The organism is Xanthobacter aminoxidans (assembly GCF_023571765.1).
GTDB classification, from domain to species: Bacteria; Pseudomonadota; Alphaproteobacteria; order Rhizobiales; family Xanthobacteraceae; genus Xanthobacter; species Xanthobacter aminoxidans.
Genome location: NZ_JAMJXC010000007.1, coordinates 57,057 through 83,140 on the forward strand (window position 1 = coordinate 57,057; position 26,084 = coordinate 83,140).

The 26,084-nt window shown below is 68.6% G+C and carries 25 protein-coding genes; 13 read left to right on the plus strand and 12 right to left on the minus strand.

Annotated features, from left to right (window positions below; genetic code table 11):
• Window positions 1-8: 8 nt before the first annotated feature.
• Complete coding sequence (gene aat, locus EJ105_RS12670; protein WP_250166620.1) at window positions 9-680, plus strand: leucyl/phenylalanyl-tRNA--protein transferase; 672 nt, start codon at window positions 9-11, stop codon at window positions 678-680.
• Here the strand turns inward: aat and EJ105_RS12675 are convergent.
• The 4 genes from EJ105_RS12675 to speB form a co-directional block, all read right to left on the minus strand.
• Window positions 617-1,288, minus strand: coding sequence for a DUF2155 domain-containing protein (locus EJ105_RS12675; protein ID WP_250166621.1), 672 nt, complete (start codon window positions 1,286-1,288; stop codon window positions 617-619). The two genes, aat and EJ105_RS12675, sit on opposite strands and share 64 nt — an antisense overlap.
• Before the next feature lie 160 nt (window positions 1,289-1,448).
• Window positions 1,449-1,859: an NADH:ubiquinone oxidoreductase subunit NDUFA12 gene (locus tag EJ105_RS12680; RefSeq protein WP_024279594.1), complete on the minus strand. Its 411-nt coding sequence runs from the start codon at window positions 1,857-1,859 to the stop codon at window positions 1,449-1,451.
• Window positions 1,860-1,941: 82 nt separating this feature from the next.
• Complete coding sequence (locus EJ105_RS12685) at window positions 1,942-3,027, minus strand: calcium:cation antiporter (RefSeq protein ID WP_250166622.1); 1,086 nt, start codon at window positions 3,025-3,027, stop codon at window positions 1,942-1,944.
• A 93-nt stretch (window positions 3,028-3,120) separates the two neighbouring features.
• The gene (speB, locus tag EJ105_RS12690; protein WP_029557999.1) at window positions 3,121-4,101 is read right to left on the minus strand and encodes an agmatinase; all 981 of its coding nucleotides are present in this window, start codon (window positions 4,099-4,101) and stop codon (window positions 3,121-3,123) included.
• A 294-nt stretch (window positions 4,102-4,395) separates the two neighbouring features.
• Here speB and EJ105_RS12695 point away from each other — a divergent pair, with 294 nt between their 5' ends.
• Window positions 4,396-5,604: a GGDEF domain-containing protein gene (locus EJ105_RS12695; RefSeq protein WP_250166623.1), complete on the plus strand. Its 1,209-nt coding sequence runs from the start codon at window positions 4,396-4,398 to the stop codon at window positions 5,602-5,604.
• A 7-nt stretch (window positions 5,605-5,611) separates the two neighbouring features.
• Here the strand turns inward: EJ105_RS12695 and EJ105_RS12700 are convergent, their stop codons facing one another.
• From EJ105_RS12700 to EJ105_RS12710, 3 genes are all read right to left on the minus strand, one after another.
• Window positions 5,612-7,387, minus strand: a complete 1,776-nt coding sequence (locus EJ105_RS12700) for a hypothetical protein (RefSeq protein ID WP_250166624.1) — start codon at window positions 7,385-7,387, stop codon at window positions 5,612-5,614.
• A 10-nt stretch (window positions 7,388-7,397) separates the two neighbouring features.
• Entirely contained in the window at window positions 7,398-7,937 is a 540-nt protein-coding gene (locus EJ105_RS28010) for an RNA polymerase sigma factor (protein WP_024279600.1), read from the minus strand.
• A gap of 163 nt (window positions 7,938-8,100) precedes the next feature.
• Window positions 8,101-8,496, minus strand: a complete 396-nt coding sequence (locus EJ105_RS12710; protein ID WP_024279601.1) for a flagellar export protein FliJ — start codon at window positions 8,494-8,496, stop codon at window positions 8,101-8,103.
• Between the two features lie 468 nt (window positions 8,497-8,964).
• Between EJ105_RS12710 and ctrA the strand changes: the two genes are divergently transcribed.
• Window positions 8,965-9,666 carry a response regulator transcription factor CtrA gene (gene ctrA, locus EJ105_RS12715; RefSeq protein ID WP_024279602.1) on the plus strand — a complete coding sequence of 234 codons (702 nt, stop codon included), beginning with the start codon at window positions 8,965-8,967 and terminating at the stop codon, window positions 9,664-9,666.
• 109 nt (window positions 9,667-9,775) lie between these two features.
• Here ctrA and copM read toward each other — a convergent pair whose 3' ends face one another.
• Both copM and chpT read right to left on the minus strand, forming a co-directional pair.
• The gene (gene copM, locus EJ105_RS12720) at window positions 9,776-10,096 is read right to left on the minus strand and encodes a CopM family metallochaperone (protein ID WP_431192965.1); all 321 of its coding nucleotides are present in this window, start codon (window positions 10,094-10,096) and stop codon (window positions 9,776-9,778) included.
• A gap of 675 nt (window positions 10,097-10,771) precedes the next feature.
• The gene (gene chpT, locus EJ105_RS12725) at window positions 10,772-11,425 is read right to left on the minus strand and encodes a histidine phosphotransferase ChpT (RefSeq protein ID WP_029557995.1); all 654 of its coding nucleotides are present in this window, start codon (window positions 11,423-11,425) and stop codon (window positions 10,772-10,774) included.
• Window positions 11,426-11,620: 195 nt separating this feature from the next.
• Between chpT and cysQ the strand changes: the two genes are divergently transcribed.
• The 4 genes from cysQ (at window position 11,621) to EJ105_RS12745 (ending at window position 15,205) form a co-directional block, all read left to right on the plus strand.
• A complete protein-coding gene (gene cysQ, locus EJ105_RS12730) occupies window positions 11,621-12,463 on the plus strand; it encodes a 3'(2'),5'-bisphosphate nucleotidase CysQ (RefSeq protein WP_250166625.1) in 843 nt (280 codons plus the stop codon).
• Window positions 12,464-12,721: 258 nt separating this feature from the next.
• Window positions 12,722-13,276: a DUF1134 domain-containing protein gene (locus EJ105_RS12735; protein ID WP_250166740.1), complete on the plus strand. Its 555-nt coding sequence runs from the start codon at window positions 12,722-12,724 to the stop codon at window positions 13,274-13,276.
• Window positions 13,277-13,420: 144 nt separating this feature from the next.
• The gene (locus EJ105_RS12740; protein WP_250166626.1) at window positions 13,421-14,746 is read left to right on the plus strand and encodes a coiled-coil domain-containing protein; all 1,326 of its coding nucleotides are present in this window, start codon (window positions 13,421-13,423) and stop codon (window positions 14,744-14,746) included.
• Between the two features lie 48 nt (window positions 14,747-14,794).
• The gene (locus tag EJ105_RS12745; RefSeq protein WP_250166627.1) at window positions 14,795-15,205 is read left to right on the plus strand and encodes a DUF1801 domain-containing protein; all 411 of its coding nucleotides are present in this window, start codon (window positions 14,795-14,797) and stop codon (window positions 15,203-15,205) included.
• Between the two features lie 3 nt (window positions 15,206-15,208).
• On the opposite strand, the gene EJ105_RS12750 is transcribed toward EJ105_RS12745, so the two are convergent.
• Complete coding sequence (locus EJ105_RS12750) at window positions 15,209-15,988, minus strand: DUF2865 domain-containing protein (protein ID WP_250166628.1); 780 nt, start codon at window positions 15,986-15,988, stop codon at window positions 15,209-15,211.
• A 741-nt stretch (window positions 15,989-16,729) separates the two neighbouring features.
• Between EJ105_RS12750 and EJ105_RS12755 the strand changes: the two genes are divergently transcribed.
• The 6 genes from EJ105_RS12755 to EJ105_RS12780 all read left to right on the plus strand — a co-directional run bounded on the left by EJ105_RS12755 (window position 16,730) and on the right by EJ105_RS12780 (window position 24,166).
• Entirely contained in the window at window positions 16,730-17,659 is a 930-nt protein-coding gene (locus tag EJ105_RS12755; protein WP_024279610.1) for a LysR family transcriptional regulator, read from the plus strand.
• A gap of 272 nt (window positions 17,660-17,931) precedes the next feature.
• Complete coding sequence (locus EJ105_RS12760) at window positions 17,932-18,426, plus strand: formate dehydrogenase subunit gamma (RefSeq protein WP_250166629.1); 495 nt, start codon at window positions 17,932-17,934, stop codon at window positions 18,424-18,426.
• Window positions 18,426-19,988 (plus strand): formate dehydrogenase beta subunit, encoded by a 1,563-nt coding sequence (locus EJ105_RS12765; protein ID WP_250166630.1) that lies wholly within the window; start codon window positions 18,426-18,428, stop codon window positions 19,986-19,988. The genes EJ105_RS12760 and EJ105_RS12765 overlap by 1 nt, the downstream gene beginning before the upstream one ends.
• A gap of 13 nt (window positions 19,989-20,001) precedes the next feature.
• Window positions 20,002-22,833, plus strand: coding sequence for a formate dehydrogenase subunit alpha (fdhF, locus tag EJ105_RS12770; protein ID WP_250166631.1), 2,832 nt, complete (start codon window positions 20,002-20,004; stop codon window positions 22,831-22,833).
• Between the two features lie 246 nt (window positions 22,834-23,079).
• Window positions 23,080-23,946: a formate dehydrogenase accessory sulfurtransferase FdhD gene (gene fdhD / locus EJ105_RS12775; RefSeq protein WP_250166632.1), complete on the plus strand. Its 867-nt coding sequence runs from the start codon at window positions 23,080-23,082 to the stop codon at window positions 23,944-23,946.
• Window positions 23,936-24,166, plus strand: a complete 231-nt coding sequence (locus EJ105_RS12780; protein ID WP_024279615.1) for a formate dehydrogenase subunit delta — start codon at window positions 23,936-23,938, stop codon at window positions 24,164-24,166. Before fdhD ends, EJ105_RS12780 begins: the two co-directional genes overlap by 11 nt.
• A gap of 36 nt (window positions 24,167-24,202) precedes the next feature.
• Here the strand turns inward: EJ105_RS12780 and EJ105_RS12785 are convergent, their stop codons facing one another.
• The gene (locus EJ105_RS12785; RefSeq protein ID WP_250166633.1) at window positions 24,203-25,192 is read right to left on the minus strand and encodes a cation diffusion facilitator family transporter; all 990 of its coding nucleotides are present in this window, start codon (window positions 25,190-25,192) and stop codon (window positions 24,203-24,205) included.
• Window positions 25,193-25,272: 80 nt separating this feature from the next.
• A complete protein-coding gene (pcaD, locus tag EJ105_RS12790) occupies window positions 25,273-26,046 on the minus strand; it encodes a 3-oxoadipate enol-lactonase (RefSeq protein ID WP_250166634.1) in 774 nt (257 codons plus the stop codon).
• Between the last annotated feature and the right edge of the window lie 38 nt (window positions 26,047-26,084).

The window sequence follows — 26,084 nt, forward strand, 5'->3', positions numbered from 1 at the left end:
GACCCGTCATGAGCCGGCCGAACGACCAGATCGTCGAGATCACGCCCGATGTGCTGCTGAAGGCCTATGCCTGCGGCATCTTCCCGATGGCCGAGAGCGCCGATGATCCCGGCCTCTACTGGATCGAGCCCGAGCGGCGCGGCATCATCCCCCTCGACGCCTTCCACGTCTCCTCCCGGCTCGCCCGAACGGTGCGCGCGGACAAGTTCGAGGTGCGCGTGGACAGCGATTTCGAGGCGGTCATCGACGGCTGCGCCGAGCCGCAGGAAGGCCGCGACAAGACCTGGATCAACGATCCCATTCGCCGCCTCTATGGCGAATTGTTCGCCCGCGGGCGCTGCCACACGGTGGAAGCATGGCACGACGGGAAGCTCGTAGGCGGCCTTTACGGCGTGCGGCTGGGCGGCGCGTTCTTCGGCGAGAGCATGTTCCACCGCGAGCGGGACGCCTCCAAGGTGGCGCTGGTGCATCTGGTGGGGCGGCTGATCGCCGGCGGCTTCCGGCTGCTCGATACGCAATTCGTCACCAGCCACCTCAAGACCTTCGGGGCGATCGAGGTGTCGCGGCGGCACTATCACAAGCTGCTGGAGAACGCCCTTGAGGTGGAGGGCGATTTCTACTGCTGGCCCCGGGCGGTAACGGGCGAGGCCGCCTTGCAGCCGATCAGCCACACGTCATAGATCGGGTGCTCCACCGCGTGCAGGCCCGGGCTCGCCGCGAACATCCAGCCGGTGAAGATGCGCTTGGCCTGCCCCTGCAATGTCACCTCGTTCACCTCGGTGAAGGAGGTGGTGTTCTGCGTCTCGGTGGCGGGACGCGTGTAGCAGACGCGCGGCGTCACCTGCAGAGCGCCGAACTGGGCCGTCTCGCCGATGGCGATATCGAACGAGGTGATGCGCCCGGTGATCTTGTCGAGGCCGGCATAGACCGCATAGGCGTTGGCGATCTTCTGAGTCGGCGGCTGCACCACCACCACGTCACCCTCATCCCCAGGAGGCGCGGGCTGCATGCCTGCGGGGGGCTGCTGGGCAGCGGCCGGAGGCGGCGGGGGCGCCGGACCGCGCTGGATTGCGGCGGGGGCCGCCGGTCGCTGCGCGGGCGCCGCGGGCGGGGCCGCGATCACCGGAACGCTGTTGGGCACCTGGGGCAGCGGACGCTGGTTGGGAATGGTTCCGGGCGGCGGCAGCGGGGTCTGCTCGATGGTGCCGCGGCTCTGCGCCAGCGCCTGAGGCATCGCGGCGGCGATCAGGCCGGCGGCCAACAGCGAAACGGAGCAGAGGAAGCGCATCAGTCTGTGAACCCGTGGAATGAAGGCGGCAACGCCGGGAAGCGGGCCGGCCCTTCTCCCCTTCTGACCGCCTGAATCGGGCGGTGGCAAGGCGGCGCCCGGAGGAGGCTTCACAGAAAGGAGACCGTGCAGAAGTACCGCGGGACGCCGAGGCGCCGGCCTATTCGCCGGGCGTCCAGGCCTTGTAATCGCCGGTGACGCGGGGACGCAGGCCACCGGCCAGCACCGAGCCCTTGGGACGGTAGGCGCCGGGCGTGCCGGTCATGTTGCGGCGATGCGGCTTCTGCCAGGAGCGGGCGGTATAGGTCTCATCCACCGGCGGCGTATCCACACGATGGTGCATCCAGCCCCACCAGCCCGGAGGAATCGTCGAGGCCTCGGCATAGCCGGGATAGATGACCCAGCGGCGCTCGAAACCCAGCGTCGGATCGATCTTGCCGCCCTTGGTGCGATAGTAGCGATTGCCGAACTCGTCCTCGCCCACGAGCTCGCCGAAGCGCTTCGTCCACCACATGGTGCCGACGGTCTGCTTGTTCCACCAGGTGAAGATGTAGAGCAGAAAATTCTTCACGGCCCGCGCCTCGTTCAAGTCGCGCGGAACATGCCACTCGCCCCGCCCGATGTCCACCGCCGGACAGCCACCGACCGGCTCTTTAGGGGGCGAACAGCAGCATCACATAGACGCAGAACACGATGAGGTGGATCACCCCGTTGAGCGCATTGGTCTTTCCGGTGCCGAAGGAGAGCACGGAAAGGACGAAGGTGAGCAGCAGCATGGTGCGGTCCTCGTTGTCGAGGCCGAGCACCATGGAGCGTCCGATCATGACGCTGATGAACGCCATGGCCGGGATGGTCAGCGACACCGTGGCGAGCGCCGAGCCCAGCGCGATGTTGAGCGAGTGCTGCAGATGATTGCGGGCGGCGGCGCGCACCGCGCTGATGCATTCCGGAAGGAGGATGAGCGTCGCGACCAGCGCGCCGGTCACGGCGTCAGGATCTTCCAGCGAGAACTGGGCCAGGAAATCCTCGAAGGTCGCGGCGACCTGGCCGGAGAGCGCCACCACCGCGGCGAGACTCGCCAGCAGCATGCCGATGGCGAGCAGGAAGGCGGAGAGGCCCGGCACCGGTTCGCCGTGGCCTTCCGCCTGCCCGGCGAAATGCTCGCGATAGCGCACCGTCTGCATGTAGAGAAAGGCGGCATAGAGCGCGATAGCGATCAGCGACATGTAGACGAGCTGAAACAGCGAGAAGGCGCCTGTCGCCCCTGCGTGCGTCTCGTTGGGCAGGATCAGCAGCATCACACCGAGCGCGATGATGGCAGACAGATAGCCCGACGCGCCCTGTTGCTGGATCGTCTGCTCGCGGTGCCGGATGCTGCCGAGCAGGAGGCACAGGCCGACGATTCCGGCGTTCACGATCATCAGCACCGACAGCACGGACTCGCGGGCAAGCGTCGGGTTGTTTTCGCCGTTGAGCATCATGGATGCCATCACCGACACCTCGATGATGGTCACGGACAGGGTGAGGAGCAGCGTGCCCCATGGCTGCCCCAGCCGGGCCGCCACGACGTCGGCGTGCCCGACCGCCGAGAAGGCGGAGCCGCACAGGAGCGCGACCGAGCCAGCCGCGAGCACGCCCGGTGTCCCCGGTCCAACGTCGGGCCACAGCAGGAAGACGAGAGCGAGCAGCAACCCCAGGGCGGGGAGAATATAGGCCGAGATGCCTGGCCGCTTTCCCATCTCTTGCCTTCCCGAATCCAGCCTGTGTGCGCTGAGCGCCCTCCCTTATCCCGTCCGCCCGCAAAAGGGTACAAGCCCCCCCGCGGGACGGAGCTACAGCGCGGGCGAGCGCCCCCCCTCCTTGCGCTCGGCCAGCAGGCACAGATAGAGCGAGGCCAGCGTCGCACCGGCGAGCGCCGTGATCTCCGCATGGTCGTAAGGCGGGGATACCTCCACCACGTCGAACCCCTTGAGGTCGAGCGCACCGAGGCGCCTGAGGCAGGCCATCACCTCACGGGTGGAGAGACCGCCACACACCGGCGTCCCGGTGCCGGGCGCAAAGGCGGGGTCGAGGGCATCGATGTCGAAGCTGACATAGACCGGCGCGTCACCCACCCGATCGCAGATATGCCGGGCCAAAGCAGCGGGGCCCATTTCGCCGGCCACGTTGCCATGCACGATCTCGATGCCGTAGCTGCGGGGCGCATGGGTCCGGATGCCCACCTGAATCGAGCGGTCCACCCGGATCAGTCCGTCCTTCACGGCGCGGGTGATCATGGTGCCGTGGTCCACGCGGTCCCCGTTGTCGTCCCATGTGTCCTGATGGGCATCGAACTGCACCAGCGCCACCGGCTGCCCGAGCCGCGCCGTCAGCGCCCGCAGGATGGGGTAGGTCAGGAAATGGTCGCCGCCGAGGGTTACGAGGTGGCTGCCGCGGGCGTAGTGGGCGGCAGCTTGAGCGGCGATGGCGCCGGGGATGCCCGCCGGCAGGCCGTAGTCGAACACGCAGTCGCCGCCATCCGCGACGTCCAGCGTCTCGAACGGGTCGAAGCCGAAGGGATAGAAGGGATCGCCGTCGAGGATGGAGGACGCGGCGCGGAGGGCGCGCGGCCCGAAGCGGGTGCCGGGCCGGTTCGACACCGCCACATCGAGCGGCACGCCCCACACCACCACCTCTGCTCCCCCGCCGTCACGGGCATAGCGACGGCGCAGGAAGGACGTGACACCCGAATAGTTTGGCTCGGTGGACTGGCCGTGGCGGAAGCCCGGATCCAGCGCGCGGTCGACAGGGCGGGGAAGGGTCGGATCGGCCATATTGTCCTCGCTGGCACTTTTCGCGCACGGCACAGCGCCGCCGGCCCATGCGCGGTCGCATCATAGCGAAGGCCGGGCGCCCCGAAAGCACGGCCAAGAGACGCCTGTGCCGTATTCACCGGCCGCGGGCACTCCTCGGCAATCTGTGGAAACAAAGTCAGCCATCGGAAACAAAATTACGCCGTACAATAGTAGGACGACCGACTTGTGCGCACGTCGACTACACGCTATTGGCGCATACAACCTATTTTTCTCCCCGCGTGTGGTTCAACGCCCCCCGGAGCGGCCCCAGACATGGATTTTCAGGTCCAGACTGTGCTGTCGGTCTCGGCCGTGGTGGGCCTGCTTCTGGCAGGCCTTCAACTTCTGGCGGGATGGCGATTGCGGCAGTCCTGCCTGTTCGTCTGGTCGCTCGCCAACCTGTTCCTCACTACCGGCTGCGTTTTCCTTGCCGCGCGCATCGACATCGGCCTTCCGGCGAGCGTGCTGATCGGCAATGGCTGCATCCTCATCGGCATGGGGCTCATCTACAGCGGAATTCGCACGCTTGATGAGCGCACGCCGAGGCTGGCCGCGGTGGCGGTGGTGACAGCGCTGGGAACCGGCCTCCTCGGCCTGTCGCTGTGGAGCGGCAACAACCTCGCCGATCGCGTGACCATCACTTCGGTCCTGGTCGGTTGCTGGACTGCGACAGCGGGACGCGCCCTGCTGCAGACGCCCGGCGGGGGACCGATCATTTCCCGCGTCGCATCGGCCTTGGTGTTGATGGTTCTGGCCATCGGCTACACGCTGCGGGGCTTGGGGGTGCAGTTCGGCATCGTTCCGCTGCCGGGCGATGGCCCCGTGGAAGTGCTGATCGCCATCGTCGGCCTTGGCCTTGCCATCTGCTGGACCTTCGGCAGTCTTTACATGGTGCTCGAGAAGGTCGCCTCCCTCGACGACCTCACCGGCCTGCTCAATCGCCGCTCGATCCTGCAGCGCGGGGAGGAGTTGTTGCGGTCCGCGCGTGCCCGGCGCATGCCCTTCTCGCTGCTGCTCGCCGACCTCGACCACTTCAAGTCGGTCAACGACCGCTTCGGCCACGACGTGGGCGACCTCGCGCTGAAGCGCTTTGCGGCCGTCGTGCCGCAGAGCATCCGCTCCAATGACGTCGCGGGGCGCTATGGCGGCGAAGAATTCTGCATCCTTCTGCCAGGAGCCGATGCGAAAGGCGCCCATGCCATAGCCGAGCGATTGCGCCTGCTGGTGGAAGCGCAGCTCCGCGAGGTGGCTTCCCACGACATCGGCGTCACGCTCACCGTCGGGGCGGCGACCTATCTGCCGGGGAGCAGCGGGCCGGACACCATCGCCGACCTCATCATTGCGGCCGATGGCGCGCTCTATTCCGGCAAGGCGCTGGGCCGCAACCGCACCGCCATGGCGCAGTTGCCATCGGGTGAGGTCCCGAGCGCGCCGCGGGAGACGCCGGGTCACGGCGCGATCGCCGCGGAGCCCTCGCGCTAGAGGACGCTCATTCCGGCACCAGCCGGCCGCGATAGACCACGGTTGCCTCAGGCCCCTTTGTCGTATCCGGCCGGTCGGCCGGCTCACGCGTCACCACCAGCTCGGTGCCCGAAAGCCCCTTCCGGCCAAGCCGCGCGAGTTCGGGCACGCGTTCGGACAAGCCTGACGAGAAGGCGCCGATCAGCCGCGCGCCGGCGGTGGGAGAGACCAGCCACAGGCGATAGGTCTCGCCGTCCGGTGGTGCCGGGGCGAACGACCGCACATGCACGGCGCCGCTATCGGGGTCGATCCGCACCGACACCGCGGGCAGCGGCTCCGCCTGCATCACAGCGACCCAATAGCCCTCACCGGGCCAGACCCACTCGCGATAGGCTGCCACACCGCCCAGCCCCAGGCAGAGCAGCGCGAGCAGAAGCGAAATCCCGCGCCAGGGACCATGACGCACGACGACGCGCGTGGGCGCGCTCGGCTCGTCCGGCAGCGCCGACACCTCACCGGAAGCGACCTCGGTTGCCCATCCGGGCAGCGGCGCCTCCTCTGCCTTCTCCCCGGCGGCAGGATCAGCCGACGGGGCCTCGCTCGACGGCGCGTCCTGAGGGGCGGGCTCAAGGGAAGACACCTCGGCGGCATCTGCGAGCACGGCAGGCGGCGCGACAGCCTCCGCCTCTTCGTCCGGCTTCTGCTCCGTGGCCTCGGTCACGTCCAACGCCATGGGCGCAGCGACAGGTTCAGGTACCCCTTCAGCGACGGGCGACAGAGCGGCCTCCATAGTGGCCGGCTCCGTTTCAACCGGCGTCGGCGCAGGAGCGGGGGCGACGGGCGCGGGCTCGGCCGCATCGGGCGCGCCCTCGGAAACCGCTGGGGCCGTCGGCTCCACCACGGGCGGCTCCGGAACGACGGCGTCCGGCTCAGCCACGGATCCGGACGGCGGAAGGCTCTCCGCGGCCGGTGACGCTTCCGCAGGCGTGCTGCCCCCGACCGGCGTGGGCGACGCCTCCGCGACGGGCTCCGGCTCCGGCTGCGGATCGGGCTCCAGGAACATGAAGGCTGGCGGCGGCGTGAGCGGCTCGGGCGACGGGCGGGGGCGGGGTGGAGGCGCGACCAGTTGCAGGGGCGCGGACGCCTCCGGCAACCGCGCAGCCGTCGGCACAGTCCCTGGTCCTGGCGACGGGGGACGGGACAACTGGGACGTCACCTGAGGCAACAGGCCCGCCGACCTCGTGTCGCGGATCGGCCCGGCCGGCACCCGTGGGGTCTCCATCGGCTGGGGCGGCCCTAGACCGGCTTCGAGCGGCGGGAAGGCCCGGCGGCGGGACGGCCGTTCCGCCCCACGCGAAGGCTCGACACGCCCCGGCTCGGCGCCCCGGCCAATGCCGAACAGCCGGCGCACCCGTGCGACTGCCCCCTCCCCCGTCCCTGCCGCCGAACGCAGAGGCCGGCCTTCCGGCATGGCCGGCCGGCGGGGCGGATCGGGCGAGGGCGACATGCCGCGCGGCAGGGTGGCCCCGCGCAGGGCGGGCGGGGCGCTCCTCAGATCCGAGGCGATGGCCCGCCAGATCTCCGGCGAGGGAATGACCGGCACGGCCAGTTCATGCAGCGGCGCCAGCCGGCGCTCCCACAGGCGGACCAGAGCGGCAAACTGCGGCTCGGCGGCGCAGCGGGCACGCACCCGGCGACGGTCCTCATTGTCGAGGGTGCCGAGCACGTACTCGGCGGCGAGGATGCGGTCCGCATCAGGCGGCGCCACACGCTCGGGCAGGCGATCGGGAGAGGCCCGGCTCATGGGGTGAACCTCATGACCGCCGCCCCAAGAACTCGCCCAACTGGTGGATGCTGCGGGCCATCCAGGCGCGGATGGCCGGCGCGGGCGCGTCGAAATAGACCGAGAGCGCCTCGTAGCTCCAGCCGTCATAGAAGGCGAGCAGCAGCATCCGGCGCCGCTCCTCGGGCAGTCGTCCGAGGCAGGTCAGGAGGCGCGTCAAAGCCGGGCTGCGGTGCGGCGAGGCGATCGGATCATGGCCGCGCTGGGCGACGTCGAACGGCTCGAAGGCGTCGCCCACCGGCCGCTGCCAGGCCATGTCGAGGGCGCAGCCGCGGGCGATGGAGACCATCCAGCACACCGGGTCTTCATTCTGACGAAGGGTATGCGCCTCGGACCGCACCCGCCGGTAGGCCTGCCGCATGGCCTCCGAGGCAAGCTCGGGCCGGCGCAGCAGGCGCAGCACGATGCCGTAGAGCTTCGGGCTGGTCAGCCGGTAAAGCTCTTCGAACGCGCGCAGGTCGCCCGCGGCAACCGCGTCGACGAGGGCATGGACCTTGCGGTGGGGAGTCACGGAACACTCGTGCTCGGGGTTTGGCCGAGCAGAAGGTACCGGAGCGGTAGACCCGAATGGAAGCCTCAAGGTTGCAGGAACCGCCCGTGGACGAGAAAAATCGTCTGCCGCACCGCAGCAAAGGCTACCTGCCTACCCCCTTGAAACTCAAGCCATACCGCGTTCAGAAGCGCACCGGCGCGGCGGGCCTGAGCGGCGGACGGCGGGTTGCGTTGTCCACACGCGCGGAACGGTCCATCTCTCCGGCCGCCTCCACCAGCGCGAGATCGGCTTCCGCTTCGGTGAGCGTGGCCTTGGCCTCGTCCTGCTGCACCTTAAGGTCGTCCGCGGAGCGGCGGAGATTGTCCCGGCGGTTGCGCGCGGCGAGCGCCAGCGGCGGATAGGCGAAATGGCGCGGATCGGTGATGCCGGAGCGCGCCTCCTCGGCGGCGATGTCGCGGTCGAGTTCCTGGGCCATGCGCTCGAACTCGGCGATCATCGTGTCGATCTGCGCGAGGCGCCGGCGCGCATCGTCGATCTGGAACCGCTTGGCACGGATCAGGGGGTCACGCGACTTCATCGGCGTCTACTCCGGTACAAATGACGCAGCCCCTCAACGCCCGCCCGTGTGCGCCTGAGGCCTCCGGGAATGAGAATGTCCTGTGCTGGTTGCCCTTTCCTTACCTTCGGCGTCGCCATGGCAGGAAAATCGTACGGATCACGCCGTCGGCAACCAATCGTTTACCGCCTTCGTTAATGATGACGCTACGGTTCGGGTGATGCGCCGCCGCGCGCTCAGCCGGACGCCGGATCAAGGGGCTCGGGCGAGGGGTGGTCGGGCGGTTTGCGTGAGGGCTGTGGAAAAACCTTAAGTGCCTGAAACAGAGTCAGTCTTGACTCTCATGCACAAAGATTTTTCCGCAGACTCTTGTGGGTAGGAATCGAGTTCTGTTAACGATTCTACACACGTAACGCGAATCACCCCGATGGCCGAGCAACGAAAGTCGGCGCCGCCGCCTTTCGGCTAGTTGCGAGGAAAGGGATAGCCATGCGCGTCTTGCTCATCGAGGACGACAGTGCTACGGCCCGAGGCATCGAATTGATGCTGAAGACCGAGAGCTTCAACGTCTATACGACCAACCTCGGTGAGGAAGGCGTGGACCTCGGTAAGGTCTACGAGTACGACATCATCCTTCTTGACCTGAATTTGCCCGACATGTCCGGGTTCGAGGTCTTGCGCTCCCTTCGCGTGGCGAAGGTGAAGACGCCGATCCTCATCCTCTCGGGTCTCGCCAATACGGAAGACAAGGTGAAGGGCTTCGGCTTCGGTGCCGACGATTACCTCACCAAGCCCTTCCACAAGGACGAGATGGTCGCCCGCATCCACGCGATCGTGCGCCGCTCCAAGGGCCATGCCCAGTCGGTGATCCAGACCGGCGACCTGATCGTCAACCTGGACACCAAGACCGTCGAGGTGGAGGGCAACCGCGTCCACCTCACCGGCAAGGAATATCAGATGCTGGAGCTGCTCTCGCTCCGCAAGGGCACCACCCTCACCAAGGAGATGTTCCTGAACCATCTCTACGGCGGCATGGACGAGCCCGAGCTCAAGATCATCGACGTGTTCATCTGCAAGCTGCGCAAGAAGCTGGCAAACGCGTCCGCCGGCAAGAACTACATCGAGACGGTCTGGGGCCGCGGCTACGTCCTGCGCGAGCCCATGCATGGTGCCGAGCGCATCGCCGTCTGACCCGACTGCCCTTTCCCTTTCCTTCTCGTCAAGAGGCCCCGCTCCAGCGGGGCCTCTTGCGTTTTGGAACCTCTTGCGTTTCGGAACCTCTTGCGTTTTGGGGCTCCGGCTACTTCGCCTTCGCGCGGGCCTCGGCGCGGGCGAGCCAGGCCTTCATGAAGGCGATCTCCTCCTCCTGCGCCTTGATGATCCCCTCCGCGAGCTTGCGGATCTCGGGGTCCTTGCCGAAGGCGAGTTCCACCTTGGCCATGGCGACGGCGCCTTCGTGGTGGGGGATCATGCCGCGCACGAAGTCGATGTCGGTGTCGCCGGAATAGGCGATGTCCATGTCCTTGTGCATCTGCACCCCGGCGGCCTTGAACGCGGCCGTGGAGGGGGTGTCGGCCGCAGTCGAGGCCGGCCCGCCCATGGCGTGGGGCATATTCTGCATGTCGTGCATCATCGGTCCGCCGGGCACGGCCGACTGGGCCGCCGCCGGGTTGATGGACACAAGGCCGGCGACAACGACGGCAGCAAAGGTCAAGGGCACGGCCGCGCGAGAGCGCGCCGCGAAAGTGCGGGACCGCATGGGGTCTCTCCTGAATGATGAAATGTCCGTTCCGGCGCCCTCGGCCGGCGCCGTAGCCGTCAGGCGCGCGGTCTGGGCGGCGGGAGTTGGACCTCGGGTCCGTGGGCCGGCCTGTCGCTTGCGGACGAAAAGGCGAGACGCTGGCCGGGTCCGTTCGGCCCAGTCGCGAGGTCGAGCGCCGGCGCGACCCAGTGGCAGGTCATCAGGCATCCCCAGCCGGAGCAGCAGGACGGTCCCGCCGGCATGGAGGCGCCGCCGGCATGACCCAGATGCGCCGGCACCACGGGCTGGGCCGTCGCCCGGGGGCCCGCAGGGCTGTGGGTAGAAGGACGCTTCTCGGGCGCGGTCGAAGTGACTGGCGCAACATGCGCCGTCACCTCGTGCGGGCTCACCTCCGCCTGCGCGCCCGGCGCCATCTCATGGGGACAGCTCGCGTGGGCACCGGCCGCACCTGCAAGCGCCAGCACGCCGCAGAGCAGCGCGAGACGCAGAAGCAGGCGTGCGGCCAGACGCATGGGGGCTTTCCTCGGGCGACGGTCAGGCGGCAGAGAGCGTAACCGTATCACCGTCCTGGGTGAAGCCGATCGAAAGGCCGCAGTCGCGGGCGAGAAGCCCGGCATAGAAGGGCTGGACGGAATGGGCATCGAGCCCACCCTCGGGAAGGGTGCCCGTCGCCAGCGCCTCGATGCCCTGCGGAATACGGGCGCTCTGGCCGGTGGAGACGAGAGCGAAGGTCACGTCGTCCCCCTCCCCCGCCCCGGTGACGCGGATGACGCCACCCCGCGGCACGGTGGTGCCGGCGAGCAGGACGAGGTTGAGCAGCAGCTTCACCCGGTTCTTGGGCAGCAGCACACGCGGCAGCGTCCATTCCAGCGACGTGCGCTGATCCTCGACCACGCCGCGCACCACCTGCTCGGCATCCCCCGTGTCGAGGCGGGCGCCGGCCGAACCCGCCGCCCCGAAGGCGAGGCGGGTGAACTGGAGCCGGGCCGAGGCCTGCCGGGCGCTCTTGGCGATGAGGTCGAGGGCCACGTCGCGCATGTCGGCGGCGTTCTCGTCCTCGAGAACCTCGAGACCGTTGACGATGGCGCCCACCGGGCTGATCACGTCGTGGCAGACCCGCGAGCACAGGAGCGCGCCGAGATCGAGCGCGGAAACGGCAAGCGGGATGCGGGGGGCGTCGGCGGACATGACGTTTCCCGGGGCGGCGACGGAGACGGCGCCGGGCACCGCATGCGTCTCGAAATGGCGAATCCGTCTCGAAGGACGGCCGGCCCTGATACACCGCCGCCGGGAAGGGCCACAAGCAGCGCCCCCCTGCGCCGCATCGACATGCGGTCCGCGCCCGTCTAGAGACGGCCGAAACGAGCCCATCGAGATCCGACCATGACCCAGCGCCCTCCCCGCTCCCCCGCGCCTACCGATGCCGCCATCCTCGCGGGGCTGGCCGAGGCGGCGCTGGCGGCCGGCGTCGCCATCCGGCGCATCGAGGCGGAGGGCATCGACGCCCGCCACAAGGCGGACCTCAGCCCGGTGACGGCGGCCGACCATGCGGCGGAAGAGATCATCTGCGCCGCCCTCGCCCACCTCTTGCCCGGCGTGCCGGTGGTGGCGGAAGAGGCCATGGCGCTGGGCGCGCAGGTCGATTGCGGTAACCGCTTCGTGCTGGTCGATCCCCTCGACGGCACCAAGGAGTTCATCTCCGGCAACGGCGAGTACACGGTGAATATCGCGCTGGTGGAGGACGGCACGCCGGTGCTCGGCATCGTCTATGCCCCGGCGCGGGCGCTGCTGTTCGCCGGCCGGCCCGGCGCCGCCTTCCGCGCCATCCGCGCGCCCGGCGCGGCGGTGGATGCGCAGGACTGGACACCCATCGCCTGCCGCCAGGTGCCCGAGGGGCCGATCGTGGTGGCGGCCAGCCGCTCCCATGGTGATCCCGCCACGGACGCGCTGATCGGCCGCTATCAGGTGGCAGAGCGCATACCCGCCGGTTCGGCGCTCAAGTTCGGCCTGCTCGCCGAGGGCAAGGTGGACCTTTATCCCCGGCTCGGGACCGTGATGGAGTGGGACAGCGCCGCCGGCCATGCCCTCGTCGCTGCGGCGGGCGGCAGCGTCACCCGTCCGGACGGCAGCCCGCTCACCTATGGGCATGCGGACGCCAGCTACAAGGTGCACGGTTTCATCGCCTGGGGTGCCGGCGGCCCGGCCCGCGGGCGCACCGCCGATTAACGCTCCGATAACACGCAATCACCATGGTGATTGTGATGCAACGGCTCGGGACAAGCGACGGCGCGCCTTTGCGCGGTCACACTGGTCGCCATAATCGAACCGATTCGTCCCGCTGTTTGCGAATTTCACCGCCCGCCCGCTGAAGCCCTCCGGCCGAAGCCCACCGCGAGAGACCCCATGCGCTTTGCTTCCGTGCGCTTCTCTTCTGTCCGCTTCCCCCGGAGCCTCCTGAAGACCGCCCGCGCGCTCGCGGTCGCCATGGGCGTTGTCTCTGGCCTGCCGCTCGCCGCCGGGCTCACCCCGGCCGCCGCACAACAGGGGCCGGCGCCGCAGAACTATTCAACCAACGAACTGGTGAGCAAGGGCCATTCCTTCTTCGGCAGCGTTTCCCGCGGGCTGGCGCTGTCCATCGAAAAGGCGGTGGGCCAGTGGGGCCAGCCCAACGGCTATATCCTCGGCCAGGAGGGCGCCGGCGCCTTCATCGGCGGCCTGCGCTACGGCGAGGGCGTGCTCTACACCCGCAACGCCGGCGACCTGAAGGTCTACTGGCAGGGCCCCTCGGTAGGCTGGGACTTCGGCGGCGACGGCGCTCGCACCATGATCCTCGTCTACAACCTCAAGAGCGTGGACGACATCTTCCGCCGCTTCGGCGGCATTTCCGGCTCGGCCTATCTCGTCGCGGGATTCGGCATGACCGCGCTTGGCGCCGACGGGATCGTGGTGGTTCCGATCCGTTCGGGCGTGGGCGTGCGCCTCGGGGCCAATCTCGGCTACCTCAAGTTCACCCCCAATCCCACCTGGAACCCCTTCTGATCGCATTGGGGGCCTGACGGCGCTGGCACGCGCGCACGGGCCATGGCATGAATGGCGCTGGCGCCCGCCTGCGACGGCGGGCGGAAGGCTCGGTCGCAGGGCGGCGTCGCCGATGTGGCCTCTAGGCAAAGGGCGAGTGCGCGCGTGATCGAGCAGATCATGTACTTCATGCTGGGCGTGCTGATCGCAACGCTCGTGGCTTTGCTCGTGCTGCCCGCGGTCTGGCACCGGGCCGTCCGGCTCACCACCAAAAGGGTGGAGGCGGCGGTGCCCATCTCCATCTTCGAGGTGCAGGCCGACAAGGACCAGCAACGCGCATTCTTCGCCCTCAACCAGCGGCGGCTGGAGCTGCAATCCGACGCCATGCGCGACACCATCGTCGCCAACGCCGCCACCATCGAGACCCAGCGCCAGCGCACCTTCGAGCTGGAGGGCGAACTGAAGACCCTCCAGGCCCAGCACACATTCCTGCAAGCCACCAGCGCCGAGCGCGATGTGCTTTTGGGCGAAACGCAGGACCAGCTCGCCGACCGCACCGCCACCGTCGCCCGCCTGGAAGAGGCGCTGGCCGATCGGGTTGCCGCCCTCGCCGCGCTGGAAGCCGCCCACGGCACCCTCACCGGGGATGCCCGCGCCCAGGCCGAGGCCTTGAAGGCCCGCGAGGAGGCGCTTGCCGCCGCCCGCACCCGCGTTACTGCCCTCGAAGCGGACGTGGAGAGCCTGAGCGCGCGCCTCACCGACACCGCCCGCCGGCTCGAGGAAACGTCCGCCACCCTTGAAGCCGAGCGCGCCGCCACCCTTGAGGCCCGTGCCATCGCGGCCCAAGCCGCGACCGAGCTTTCCACCGATCTCACCGAGGCGCAGGAAGCCCTTGCCCTCAAGGTGGTCGAGAGCGAGGCGCGGGCGCAGACCATCGCCGTTCTGGAGGCCGAGCGCGACCGGCTCGCCCAGACGCTCGCCATGGCGGAGGCCGACCTTGACGCCAACCGCGCCGTCGTCCACGCCTTCGAGCAGCGGCGCGCCAGCGAGTTCGGCGCGGCCGAGGCCGAGAACCGGCGGCTTGAGGATGCCCTGCGCATGCTCAAGGCCGACCACGCCCTCATGGAAGAGGCAGTGCAGCGCCGCCGGGACGACGGCAATACGGCGCCCGCCCCGCTCGCGAGCGAAGTCCCTGCTGCGGACGGTGCCGACAACGCGATCCTGCGCGAAAGCATGACCGACCTCGCGGCGCGCCTCGCCGCCCTCACCGCCCGGCTGGAGGGCAACGGCTCGCCCATCCGTCAGGCCGTGGCGGATGGCGCCGGCGGCGATCTCGCGTCCCGCATCCGCGCCCTGCTCGGTCCGGCCGACGGCAATGCCGAAGAAGAGGCATCCACCGGCGACGCTCCGGCGATCGAAGCCAATGCCGCTCCGTCCGATGGCACCGTCCGTCGTAGCCGCAAATCCGCGCGCAGCCGGGCGGCCGTATAAGTCATCCGGTCGGACGCGCGCCGCCTCTCGCACAGCCGAACAGGATGAATGAGCGACCTCGATGCCCCTGCGGCCCGCATTGACGCCAGGATTGCGGGACTGAAGGACTGGCGCGGCGACGCCCTCGCCCGCGTGCGCGCCCTGATCCACGAAGCCGATCCTGAGGTGACCGAGGCAGTGAAGTGGGTGAAGCCCACCAATCCGTCCGGCGTGCCCACATGGGATCATGACGGCATCCTCTGCACCGGGGAGGTCTACAAGACCTATGTGAAGCTGACCTTCGCCCACGGCGCGGCGCTGAATGATCCGAGCGGGCTTTTCAATGCGGGCCTCGGCGGCGGCACCCGCCGGGCCATCGACATTCATGAAGGGAAAGAGGTGGAGCCCGAGGCGTTCAAGGCCCTGATTCGGGCCGCCGTGGCCCTCAACACCGCCCGGCAGGCGTCGAAGCGCCGGTAACGCCTATCGCGAGGCTACCGTGAGTTCGTCGAGGCGCGCGCGCATGGATCGCGGCAGCTCGGGGAAACGGGACGGCTCGACGAAGTCCGCCGCGCGATAGGGTGGCCCCTTGGTCTTGCCGGTGAAGACCCGGGTGCCCTCGGCGGTCATCACCACATCGCCGCGCTTCAGCGTGGGGTCTTCCATGACATCCACATGGGTGAGGCCGCCGACCTTGCCGTTGCAGGTGCAGCCCTCGACGAGGCGCTGACGGTAGACATAGGCATTGGGCAGTTCCGAATAGGGCTTGCCCTCGCGGGTGACGGCTCCCTCGATCCCGCGCGCGGGATCCGAGGTGCTCACCACGGTCATCTTCGCGGCCGGACAGAAGGCGGCGCATTGGGCGAGATCACTCTTCTCCACCCCGGCGCGGCCGGCGAGCGGGAAATACCGCCCGTCGCAGGTGCGCACGCAGTAGCCGTGGCCACCGCCGCTGGAACTCGGCGCCGCATCAAGCATGCGCGGGGTGACGATGATGCGGGGCTGCTCGCTGGACCGATAGGTCGGGCGAGCGCCGAACAGGGCAGAGAAAAAGTCCGTCAGGGGCGACCCGCCATGCGAGGGGAACATCCCCCGCGACTGCGCTCTCGCATCGCTGCCGAAGGGCACGAGCGCCAGCGCAAGGCCCAAGGCGAAGGCCACCATCAGCGCCAGCAGCCCGTCTTCCCGGCCGCGTGCCGATGGAAGCGCACGCTCGCCAGTATTTTCGGCCTGTGGTGCACCTTGCCCAGCTTGATCTGCCATTTTCCACCCCATCCCAGGCTCTTCGCATCCCAGGGCGTCACCGCGTCTCACCGCGGCCACACGCCGTTTCGAGGCCATGGCTGGCGAGATGCCCGCTCAGGCCGAAGACGTGTGCGGCGCTCCGATCATTCCGCCCGACGTTCGATGCCGGTCAGGGCAGCGGACGTTCGGGCCGAAGGCGCTGGCATCGAATTTGGCGCGGTTGCCCGCGCGTGAAGATGCCCCGGGGCATGGGGCTCAGGACGTGCGATATCGCCCGGTAGCCTGTCCGCGCAAGCCACGGACAAGCTCCATCGCGATATGATCTCAGGCGAATGCGGATACGCTGCGAACAGGCGGCCTAGGCGTTTCGGCCGGGTGCTCGTGCGGCTGCATAAGGAAGGCAAGGGTGGGCGTCGCGACCAGCAGGGTGGCGAACAGCATCACGACCACAGAAATCAGAACAGACCCATTGGCTACGCGGAGCATCGCGGGACTCCCTCTCCCCGATTCCGGCTGATGGTCCGCCGCACCATCGCCATCCCTAATATAACCTTAATTGCCGGTGGACGGTTCCCGTGCTCAAGGTCACGTTCGCGAGAGTGGGATTGCGCGAATCAGCAAATACACCTTCGGCTTACCGCAACCGACGGCAGCGATGTTTCCCGTGTCGCGCTGCGGCAGTGGATGACCTCCGCCAGCGCTGCGGTGCGGCAACGAAGCCGCCTTGCGCGCCACCGCCCGCCGCACTGATATGGCGGCATGATAGACAAGCTCGAATACCTGATCGCTCTTGCCCGTGAACGCCATTTCGGCCGGGCCGCCGAAGCCTGCGGCGTCACCCAGCCCACCCTCTCCGCCGGCATCAAGCAGCTGGAGGACACGCTGGGGGTGCTGCTGGTGCAGCGCGGCTCCCGCTTCATGGGCTTCACCCCCGAGGGCGAGCGGACGCTGGAATGGGCGCGGCGCATCGTGGCCGACAGCCGCGCCATGCGGCAGGACATCGACGCGCTGAAGCGCGGCCTCGCCGGCCCCCTGCGCATCGCCGCCATTCCCACGGCCCTGCCCATGGTGGCGGCGCTGACGACCCCGTTCCGCGCCCGCCATCCGGACGTGCGCTTCACGGTGATCTCGCGCACCTCCATCGAAATCCTGAACCACCTGGAAAATCTGGAGATCGACGCGGGCCTCACCTATCTCGACAACGAGCCGCTCGGCCGGGTGAACACGGTGCCGCTCTATCGCGAGCGCTACCGCCTCGTGACGGCGGCCGATGCCAAGTATGGCGACCGCGAGAGCGTGACCTGGGCGGAGGTGGCGGAGTTGCAGCTCGCCCTCCTCACCCCGGACATGCAGAACCGGCGCATCGTGGACAACCTCCTCGCCGCCGCCGGTGCCAGCCACAAGCCGACGCTCGAATCCAATTCCATGATCGTGCTGTTCACCCATGTGCGCACGGGGCTTTGGTCCAGCGTGATGCCGGCCATGCTCGCGGATTCGCTGGGGCTCACCTCCACCGTGCGGTCGATTCCGATCCTGGAGCCGGACATCTCCCACTCCATCGGCCTCGTGGTGCCCCATCGGGAGCCGACCACGCCGATCACGGCAGCTCTCGTAGCGGAAGCACGACGTATCGCTCCGAAGCTGGAGCAGGCCACGGTGACCGATCCGGCAATTGCTGCAATGCAATAATTTGGGGCGGCCATGGCCGCTCCCAAAACCGTGTCCGCATAGAAAAACACGATCAATATACCAAGAACCATCCCAGACTGACCGGAATGACGCAGGCCAGCGCCTTGATTTCCGGTTCCGGCGCGCCTCGAACGGGCGCCGCTTGATAGAGATGTTCTATCGCAACATCCCACAGCTGCCTTGATTGAAGGGCCGCGTATGACACACTTTCCCCCAAGCAACACGAAGCAGCGGCAACGCGGCCTCGGTCAGTTGGGGAAAGTGAGACGTCCATGGCGGTCTATGAGGATTGGAGCACCGAGCGCGCAGCGCAGGTGATCGCGGAGCACAAGCATCTCGACGGGGCGACCATGCCGATCCTGCACGCCATGCAGGAGACGTTCGGCTTCGTGCCCGATCCCGTGGTGCCGATGATCGCGGAGACGCTCAATCTCTCCCGCGCCGAGGTCTACGGCGTCCTTACCTTCTATCACGACTTCCGCCGCGAGCCGCCGGGCCGCACGGTGGTGAAGCTCTGTGCCGCCGAGGCGTGCCAGTCCATGGGCAGCACAGCCCTCACCGCCTACGCGGAGGCGAAGCTGGGCGTCTCCATGGGCGAGACCTCGGCCGATGGCCGCGTGACGCTCGAACCCATCTACTGCCTCGGCCTGTGCGCCTGTGCCCCCTCCGCCCTCGTGGACGGGCAGCTGGTCGGCCGCCTCGACCGCGCTACGGTCGACGAAATCGCCGAGTGCGTCGCCGCCGGCAAGCACTTCGGAGAGGTGTGATGAAGTCCCCCCGCATCTTCGTTCCCAACGACGCCACTGCCATCGCCTGCGGCGCCGACCGCGTCGCCAAGCGGCTTGAAGCCGGCCTTCTCGCCCGTGGCATCACCGCCGACATCACCCGCAACGGCTCGCGCGGCATGTTCTGGCTGGAGCCGCTGGTGGAGATCGAGACCGAGCGCGGCCGCATCGGCTACGGCCCCGTCACGCCCGCCGAGGTGGACGAGCTTCTGCACGCCGGCTTCCTGCATGGCGCCGACCATCCCAAATGCATCGGCGTGGTGGACGAGCTGCCCTGGCTGAAGAAGCAGACGCGGCTCACCTTCGCCCGCATCGGCATCATCGACCCGCTCTCCCTCACCGAGTACGAGGCCCACGGCGGCTATCGCGGCCTGAAGCGCGCGCTGGAGCTGGGACCGTCCGGGACGGTGGAAGAGGTGTTCGAGAGCGGCCTGCGCGGCCGCGGCGGCGCAGGCTTCCCGACCGGCATCAAGTGGCGCACCGTCGCCGCCGCCCCGGCCGACCAGAAGTACATCGTCTGCAACGCCGACGAGGGCGACTCGGGCACGTTCGCCGACCGCCTCATCATGGAGGCGGACCCCTACTGCCTCATCGAGGGCATGACCATCGCCGGCCTCGCCGTGGGCGCGACCAAGGGCTTCGTCTATTGCCGCTCGGAATATCCCCTCGCCTTCGTGGTGATGGAGAAGGCCATCGAGAAGGCCCGCATGGCGGGGCTGCTCGGCGACAACATCCTCGGCTCCGGCGTCTCCTTCGACATGGAAATGCGCATGGGCGCCGGCGCCTATGTGTGCGGCGAGGAAACCTCGCTGCTCGAAAGCCTGGAAGGCAAGCGCGGCCTCGTGCGCGCCAAGCCGCCGCTGCCGGCGCATGTGGGCCTGTTCGGCAAGCCCACCGTCATCAACAACCTCGTCTCCCTCGCCACCGTGCCGATCATCCTCGACAAGGGCGGCAAGTTCTATCGCGACTTCGGCATGGGCCGCTCACGCGGCACCATGCCCATCCAGCTCGCCGGCAACATCAAGCATGGCGGCCTGTTCGAGACGGCGTTCGGCATCTCGCTGGGCGAGCTTGTCAACGAGATCGGCGGCGGCACGGCCTCCGGCCGTCCCGTGAAGGCGGTGCAGGCAGGCGGGCCGCTGGGTGCCTACCTGCCGGTGCACCAGTTCGACACGCCGTTCGACTACGAGGCCTTCGCGGCCAAGGACGCGCTCATCGGCCATGGCGGCATCGTGGTGTTCGACGACACGGTGGACATGGCTCACATGGCCAAGTTCGCCATGGAGTTCTGCGCCCACGAGAGCTGCGGCAAGTGCACGCCCTGCCGAATCGGCTCCACCCGTGGCGTCGAGACCATCGACAAGATCGTCGCCGGCGAGAAGCGTGAGCAGAACCTCGCGCTGCTGGAAGACCTCTGCCACACCATGAAGCTCGGCTCGCTCTGCGCGCTCGGCGGATTCACGCCCTACCCCGTCGTCAGCGCCCTCACCCATTTCCCGGAAGACTTCGGCGCCACGCCGAAGCTGCCGGCCGCCGCAGAATAATTGGAGGAACGACATGTCCCTCGTCCATGAAATCGACTACGGCACGCCGGCTTCCAAGTCGGAGAAGCTGGTCACGCTCACCATCGACGGCATGACCGTGCAGGTGCCGGAAGGCACTTCCATCATGCGCGCCGCGATGGAGGTGGGGAACCAGATCCCCAAGCTCTGCGCCACCGACATGCTCGACGCCTTCGGCTCCTGCCGTCTGTGCCTCGTCGAGATCGAGGGCCGCAACGGCACCCCCGCCTCCTGCACCACCCCCGTGGCGGACGGCATCGTGGTGAAGACCCAGACCGAGCGGCTCAAGAAGATCCGCAAGGGGGTGATGGAGCTCTACATCTCCGACCACCCGCTGGACTGCCTGACCTGCTCCGCCAACGGCGATTGCGAGCTGCAGGACATGGCCGGCGTCGTCGGCCTGCGCGACGTGCGCTACGGCTACGAGGGCGAGAACCACACGAAGCTCGGGAAGGACGAGTCCAACCCCTATTTCACCTATGAAAAGTCGAAGTGCATCGTCTGCAATCGCTGCGTCCGCGCCTGCGAGGAAGTGCAGGGCACGTTCGCGCTCACCATCTCCGGCCGTGGCTTCGACAGCCGCGTCTCGCCCGGCATGGACGAGAGCTTCCTCACCTCGGAGTGCGTCTCCTGCGGCGCCTGCGTGCAGTCCTGCCCGACCGCGACGCTGAACGAGAAGGCCATGTACAACATCGGCACCCCCGAGCATTCGGTGGTGACGACCTGCGCCTATTGCGGCGTCGGCTGCACGTTCAAGGCCGAGATGCGCGGCGACGAGCTGGTGCGCATGGTGCCCTACAAGGACGGCAAGGCGAACCGGGGCCATTCCTGCGTCAAGGGCCGCTTCGCCTATGGCTATGCCGTCCACCAGGACCGCATCCTGAAGCCCATGATCCGCTCCTCCATCCACGAGCCGTGGAAGGAAGTGAGCTATGAGGAGGCCATCGCCTACGCCGCCTCCGAGTTCAAGCGCATCCAGGAGAAGTACGGCAAGCGCTCGGTGGGTGGCATCACCTCCTCGCGCTGCACCAACGAGGAGACCTACCTCGTCCAGAAGCTGATCCGCGGCGGCTTCGGCAACAACAACGTGGACACCTGCGCCCGCGTCTGCCACTCGCCCACCGGCTACGGCCTGTCCGTGACCTACGGCACCTCGGCCGGCACGCAGGACTTTGACAGCATCGAAGAGTCCGACGTTGTGCTCATCATCGGCGCCAACCCGACCGACGGCCACCCGGTGTTCGGCTCGCGCCTCAAGAAGCGGCTGCGCCAGGGCGCCAAGCTCATCGTGGTGGACCCCCGCCGCACCGACGTGGTGCGCTCGCCCCACATCGAGGCGGCCTACCACCTGCCGCTGCGCCCCGGCACCAACGTGGCGATCGTGACGGCCATGGCCCACGTCATCGTCACCGAGGGTCTCGTCAACGAGCAGTTCGTGCGCGAGCGCTGCGACTGGGAGGAGTTCCAGGAATGGGCCGCCTTCGTCGCCGAGGAGCGCCACTCCCCCGAGGCGGTGGAGAAGTACACCGGTGTTCCGGCTGACGCGGTGCGCGGCGCCGCCCGGCTCTATGCCACCGGCGGCAACGGTGCGATCTATTACGGCCTGGGCGTGACCGAGCATTCGCAGGGCTCGACCACCGTCATCGCCATTGCCAACCTCGCCATGGCCACCGGCAACATCGGCCGCAACGGCGTGGGCGTGAACCCGCTGCGTGGCCAGAACAACGTGCAGGGCTCGTGCGACATGGGCTCGTTCCCACACGAGCTGCCGGGCTACCGCCACATCTCGGACGACGCCACCCGCGCGTCCTTCGAAGCCCTGTGGGGCGTCGGGCTCGACGACGAGCCGGGCCTGCGCATCCCCAACATGTTCGATGCGGCGGTCGAGGGCACCTACAAGGGCATGTACGTGCAGGGCGAGGACATCCTCCAGTCCGACCCCGACACCAAGCATGTCTCGGCCGGCCTTGCCGCGCTGGAGTGCCTGGTGGTGCAGGACCTGTTCCTGAACGAGACCGCCAACTACGCCCACGTCTTCCTGCCGGGCTGCTCCTTCCTTGAGAAGGACGGCACCTTCACCAATGCCGAGCGCCGCATCCAGCGCATCCGCAAGGTCATGGCGCCGAAGAACGGCTATGCGGACTGGGAAGTCACCCAGATGCTGTCGAACGCCCTGGGCTTCCCCATGACCTACAGCCACCCCGGCGAGATCATGGACGAGATCGCGGCGCTGACGCCCTCGTTCGCCGGCGTGAACTACAAGCTGCTCGACGAGATGGGCTCGGTGCAGTGGCCCTGCAACGAGAAGGCGCCGGAAGGCACCCCGATCATGCACATCGGCGGCTTCGTGCGCGGCAAGGGCAAGTTCATGCTCACCGAGTACGTGCCCACCGACGAGAAGACCGGGCCGCGCTTCCCGCTGCTGCTCACCACCGGCCGCATCCTCAGCCAGTACAACGTGGGCGCCCAGACCCGGCGCACCGAGAACGTGGTCTGGCACCCGGAGGACGTGCTGGAGATCCATGCCCACGACGCCGAGGTCCGCGGCATCCGCGACGGCGACTTCGTGAAGCTGGACAGCCGCGCCGGCTCCACCTCGCTGCGCGCTGTGATCTCCGATCGCGTCGCCCCGGGCGTGGTCTACACCACCTTCCATCACCCGGTGACGCAGGCCAACGTGGTGACCACCGACTATTCGGACTGGGCCACCAACTGCCCCGAATACAAGGTGACGGCGGTGCAGGTCTCGCCCTCCAACGGCCCGACCCAGTGGCAGGAGGAGTACGAGAACCTCAGCCGCACCAGCCGCCGCATCGCGGCAGAGTGAGGCGGCGACAAGCATAGGCTCCTCCCGGCTGCCCCCCGGCGGAGACAGGTGCCAGCCCCTCCCTTCGCGCTCCCTCTCCCCTTGCGGGAGAGGGCCGGGGTGAGGGGTTTCTACCGGCCTGGTACGGTGCCGGACGGAAAGGCCCTCCCCCCTCACCCCCAGCCCCTCTCCCGCAAGGGGAGAGGGGAGCCTAGGCGGAGCCGCCCCCTTCCAGCTGCCCTCGGGTGCCCCCATCTGAAGAATGCCATGACCGACACCCCCGCCTGCCCGCTCCCCTCAGACCTCCCCGCGCCCCCTCCGGCGCGGCGGGTGGAGCGCGTGCAGCTGCGGGACGGGCAGGTCTCCTCCGGCACCCGGGCGGTGCCCGAGGAAGTGCCGGTCGCCCTCACCTTCAATGGCACCACCCATGCAGTGATGATGGCGAGCCCCACCGACATCGCCGCCTTCGCGCTGGGCTTTGCCCTCACCGAGGGCATCGTCGCGGCGAAGGAGGAGATCCTCTCCCGCGATGTGATCGTCGTCGATGAGGGCATCGAGGCGCGCATGTGGATCGCCGAGGAGAAGATGAAGCATCTCTCCGCCCGGCGCCGGGCGCTCGCCGGCCCCACCGGCTGCGGCCTGTGCGGGGTGGAAAGCCTCGCCGAGGCAGTGAAGCCCGCCGCCCATATCACCGCCACGGCCGTCTTCGCGCCGGACGTGGTGCTGGGCGCCATGGCGACCCTCGGCCCGCTTCAGGCGCTGAACCGCGAGACCCGCGCGGTGCACGCCGCCGCCTATTTCGAACCCGGCCGGGGCATCCTAGCGCTGGCGGAGGATGTGGGCCGCCACAACGCCTTGGACAAGCTCGTCGGCATGGCCGCCGACGCCGGCTTCGACACCGCGCGGGGGCTGCTGCTGCTCACCAGCCGCGTCTCCATCGAGATGGTGCAGAAGGCGGCGGTGCTGGGCGTGGGCGTCATCGCCGCGGTGTCCGCCCCGACTTCGCTCGCCATCCGCACGGCAGAGGCTGCTGGCATCACCCTTGCCGCCATCGTGCGCGATGACGGCTTTGAGATTTTCACCCATCCCGGGCGCATCGCGCCCGCTTCATCGGAACGGGACCATGTCGCATAACTCCACCGAGAAGCTGGTCTATATGGCCAACCAGATCGCCACCGCCTTCGCCGCGCAGAAGCACGAGGCGGCTGTGGAGGCGACGCGCACGCACATCAAGAAGTTCTGGGACCCGCGCATGCGCTCCAAGATCGCCGAGCATGTGGCGCACGGCGGCGAGGGACTTCAGCCCATCGCCCGCGAGGCACTGGAAGGGTTGCAGGCGCCGAAGGCGGCCTGATTTCGCCCGTCGCCCGCCGCGTGCGGGCGATCGGCTTTACACCACGTCCCTCGGCGCGAGGGCGCATTCCATGCGCCCCTCCTCCACCTGCAGCACCGGGTGGACGATGCCGAAGCGGGCTTTCAGCTCCGCGCACGTCTCCGACAGAAAATCATCGTCCAGCGTCGCGCCGGGCCGCACCAGATGGGCGCTGAGCGCCACCGAGGTGGTGCTTAGGCCCCAGATGTGCAGGTCGTGCACCTCGCTCACGCCCGGCCGCGCGGCGAGATAGGCCTCCACCTCCGCGGCGTCGACGCCCTCCGGCACCATGTCCATGGCGAGGTTCACGCTGTCCCGCAGCAGGCCCCATGTGCCGGCGATGATGGCGACGGAGATCGCCAGCGACACCACCGGGTCCAGCCACAGCCACCCGGTGAGCGCGATCACCGCACCGGCGATCACCACGCCCAGCGAGATCGCGCCGTCCGCCACCATGTGCACGAACGCGCCCCGGACGTTCAGATCGCCCTTGCGCCCCGCCATGAACAAAAGCGCCGTGCCGATGTTCACGCCGACGCCCACCAGCGCCACCACCATCACGATTCCGGTCTGGATCGGCTCGGGATCGGCGATCCGGCCGAAGGCTTCCAGGATGATGCCGCCGGTGGCGACCAGCAGCAGCGTCGCATTGGCGAGCGCGGCGAGGATGGAGGAACGACCGTAGCCGTAGGTGTGCTTCGCCGTCGGCGCCCGGCGCGACAGCCATGCGGCACCCCAGGCGAGCAGCAGGCCGAGCACGTCGGAGAGATTGTGGCCCGCATCCGCCAGAAGGGCGAGCGAGCCGGACATGAAGCCGAACCCTGCCTCGATGACGACGAAGCCGAGGTTCAGCCCGGCACCGATGGCGAAGGCCCGCAGCGAATCCGGCGGGGCGTGGGAATGGCCGTGCCCGCCGTGGCCGTGCGAATGGCCGGCGTGGTCTTGGTCTTGGTCTTGGCTATCGTGGTCGTCGTGATCGTGGCCGTGACCGCTCTGATGGGATGCCATGCCGCGCCTCCACGCATTCGCGGCATCTTCCACAAGCGCCGGGCGATGTCACGCCCGGCCGGCGCGACGCGAGCGCGCGCCTATGCGAGGAACGCCGAGACGGTCCGCACAAATGCCTCCGGCTGCTCGATGGCGGAGAGGTGCCCGCCCGGCAGGCGCGCCAGCTTCGCGCCGGGAATGGCCGCGGCGATGGCCTCGCCCCAGGCCGGTGGCGTCGAGCGATCGCCGTCGGAGACGATGACCAGCGTCTGGGTGGCGATGCGCGCCACGTCGGTGCGGAAATCCATGTCGCGCATGGCGGCGCTGGTGCCCATGTAGCCGGAAGGCTTCGTGCCCGTGACCATCGCACGGACCTCCACCACGCGGGCGGGGCGCTGCGCCTTGAACTCGGACGTGAACCAGCTGTCGATGACGGAATCGGCGATGGGGCCGGTGCCGTCCTTGCGCACCGCCTTGATGCGGTGATCCCAGAAGCGCGCTGGGCCGGCATGGGCGGTGGTGTTGGACAGGATGAGCCGGGTGAGGCGCTGGGGCGCGTTCAGTGCCAGCCACTGGCCCACCATGCCGCCCAGCGACAGGCCGCAGAAATCAGCGGCGGCGAGGTTCAGCCGGTCCATGATCGCCAGCACGTCGCGGCCGAGGTCGCCCATGGAATAGACCTGGTCGGGCGCGGCGCTCTCGCCATGGCCGCGGGCGTCGTAGCGGATGACGCGGCGGCCCGCGAACAGCGGCACCACCTCGTCCCACATGCCGAGCGTGCAGCCGAGGGAATGGGAGAGGATGAGCGGCGGCGCGCCCTCCGGCCCCGTCACCTCCACCCTGAACCGCTCCCCGGAGACCTCCAGCAGCGCCACGGCGCCCTCCCCTCTGGATTCAATATGCCAGAGGTGTA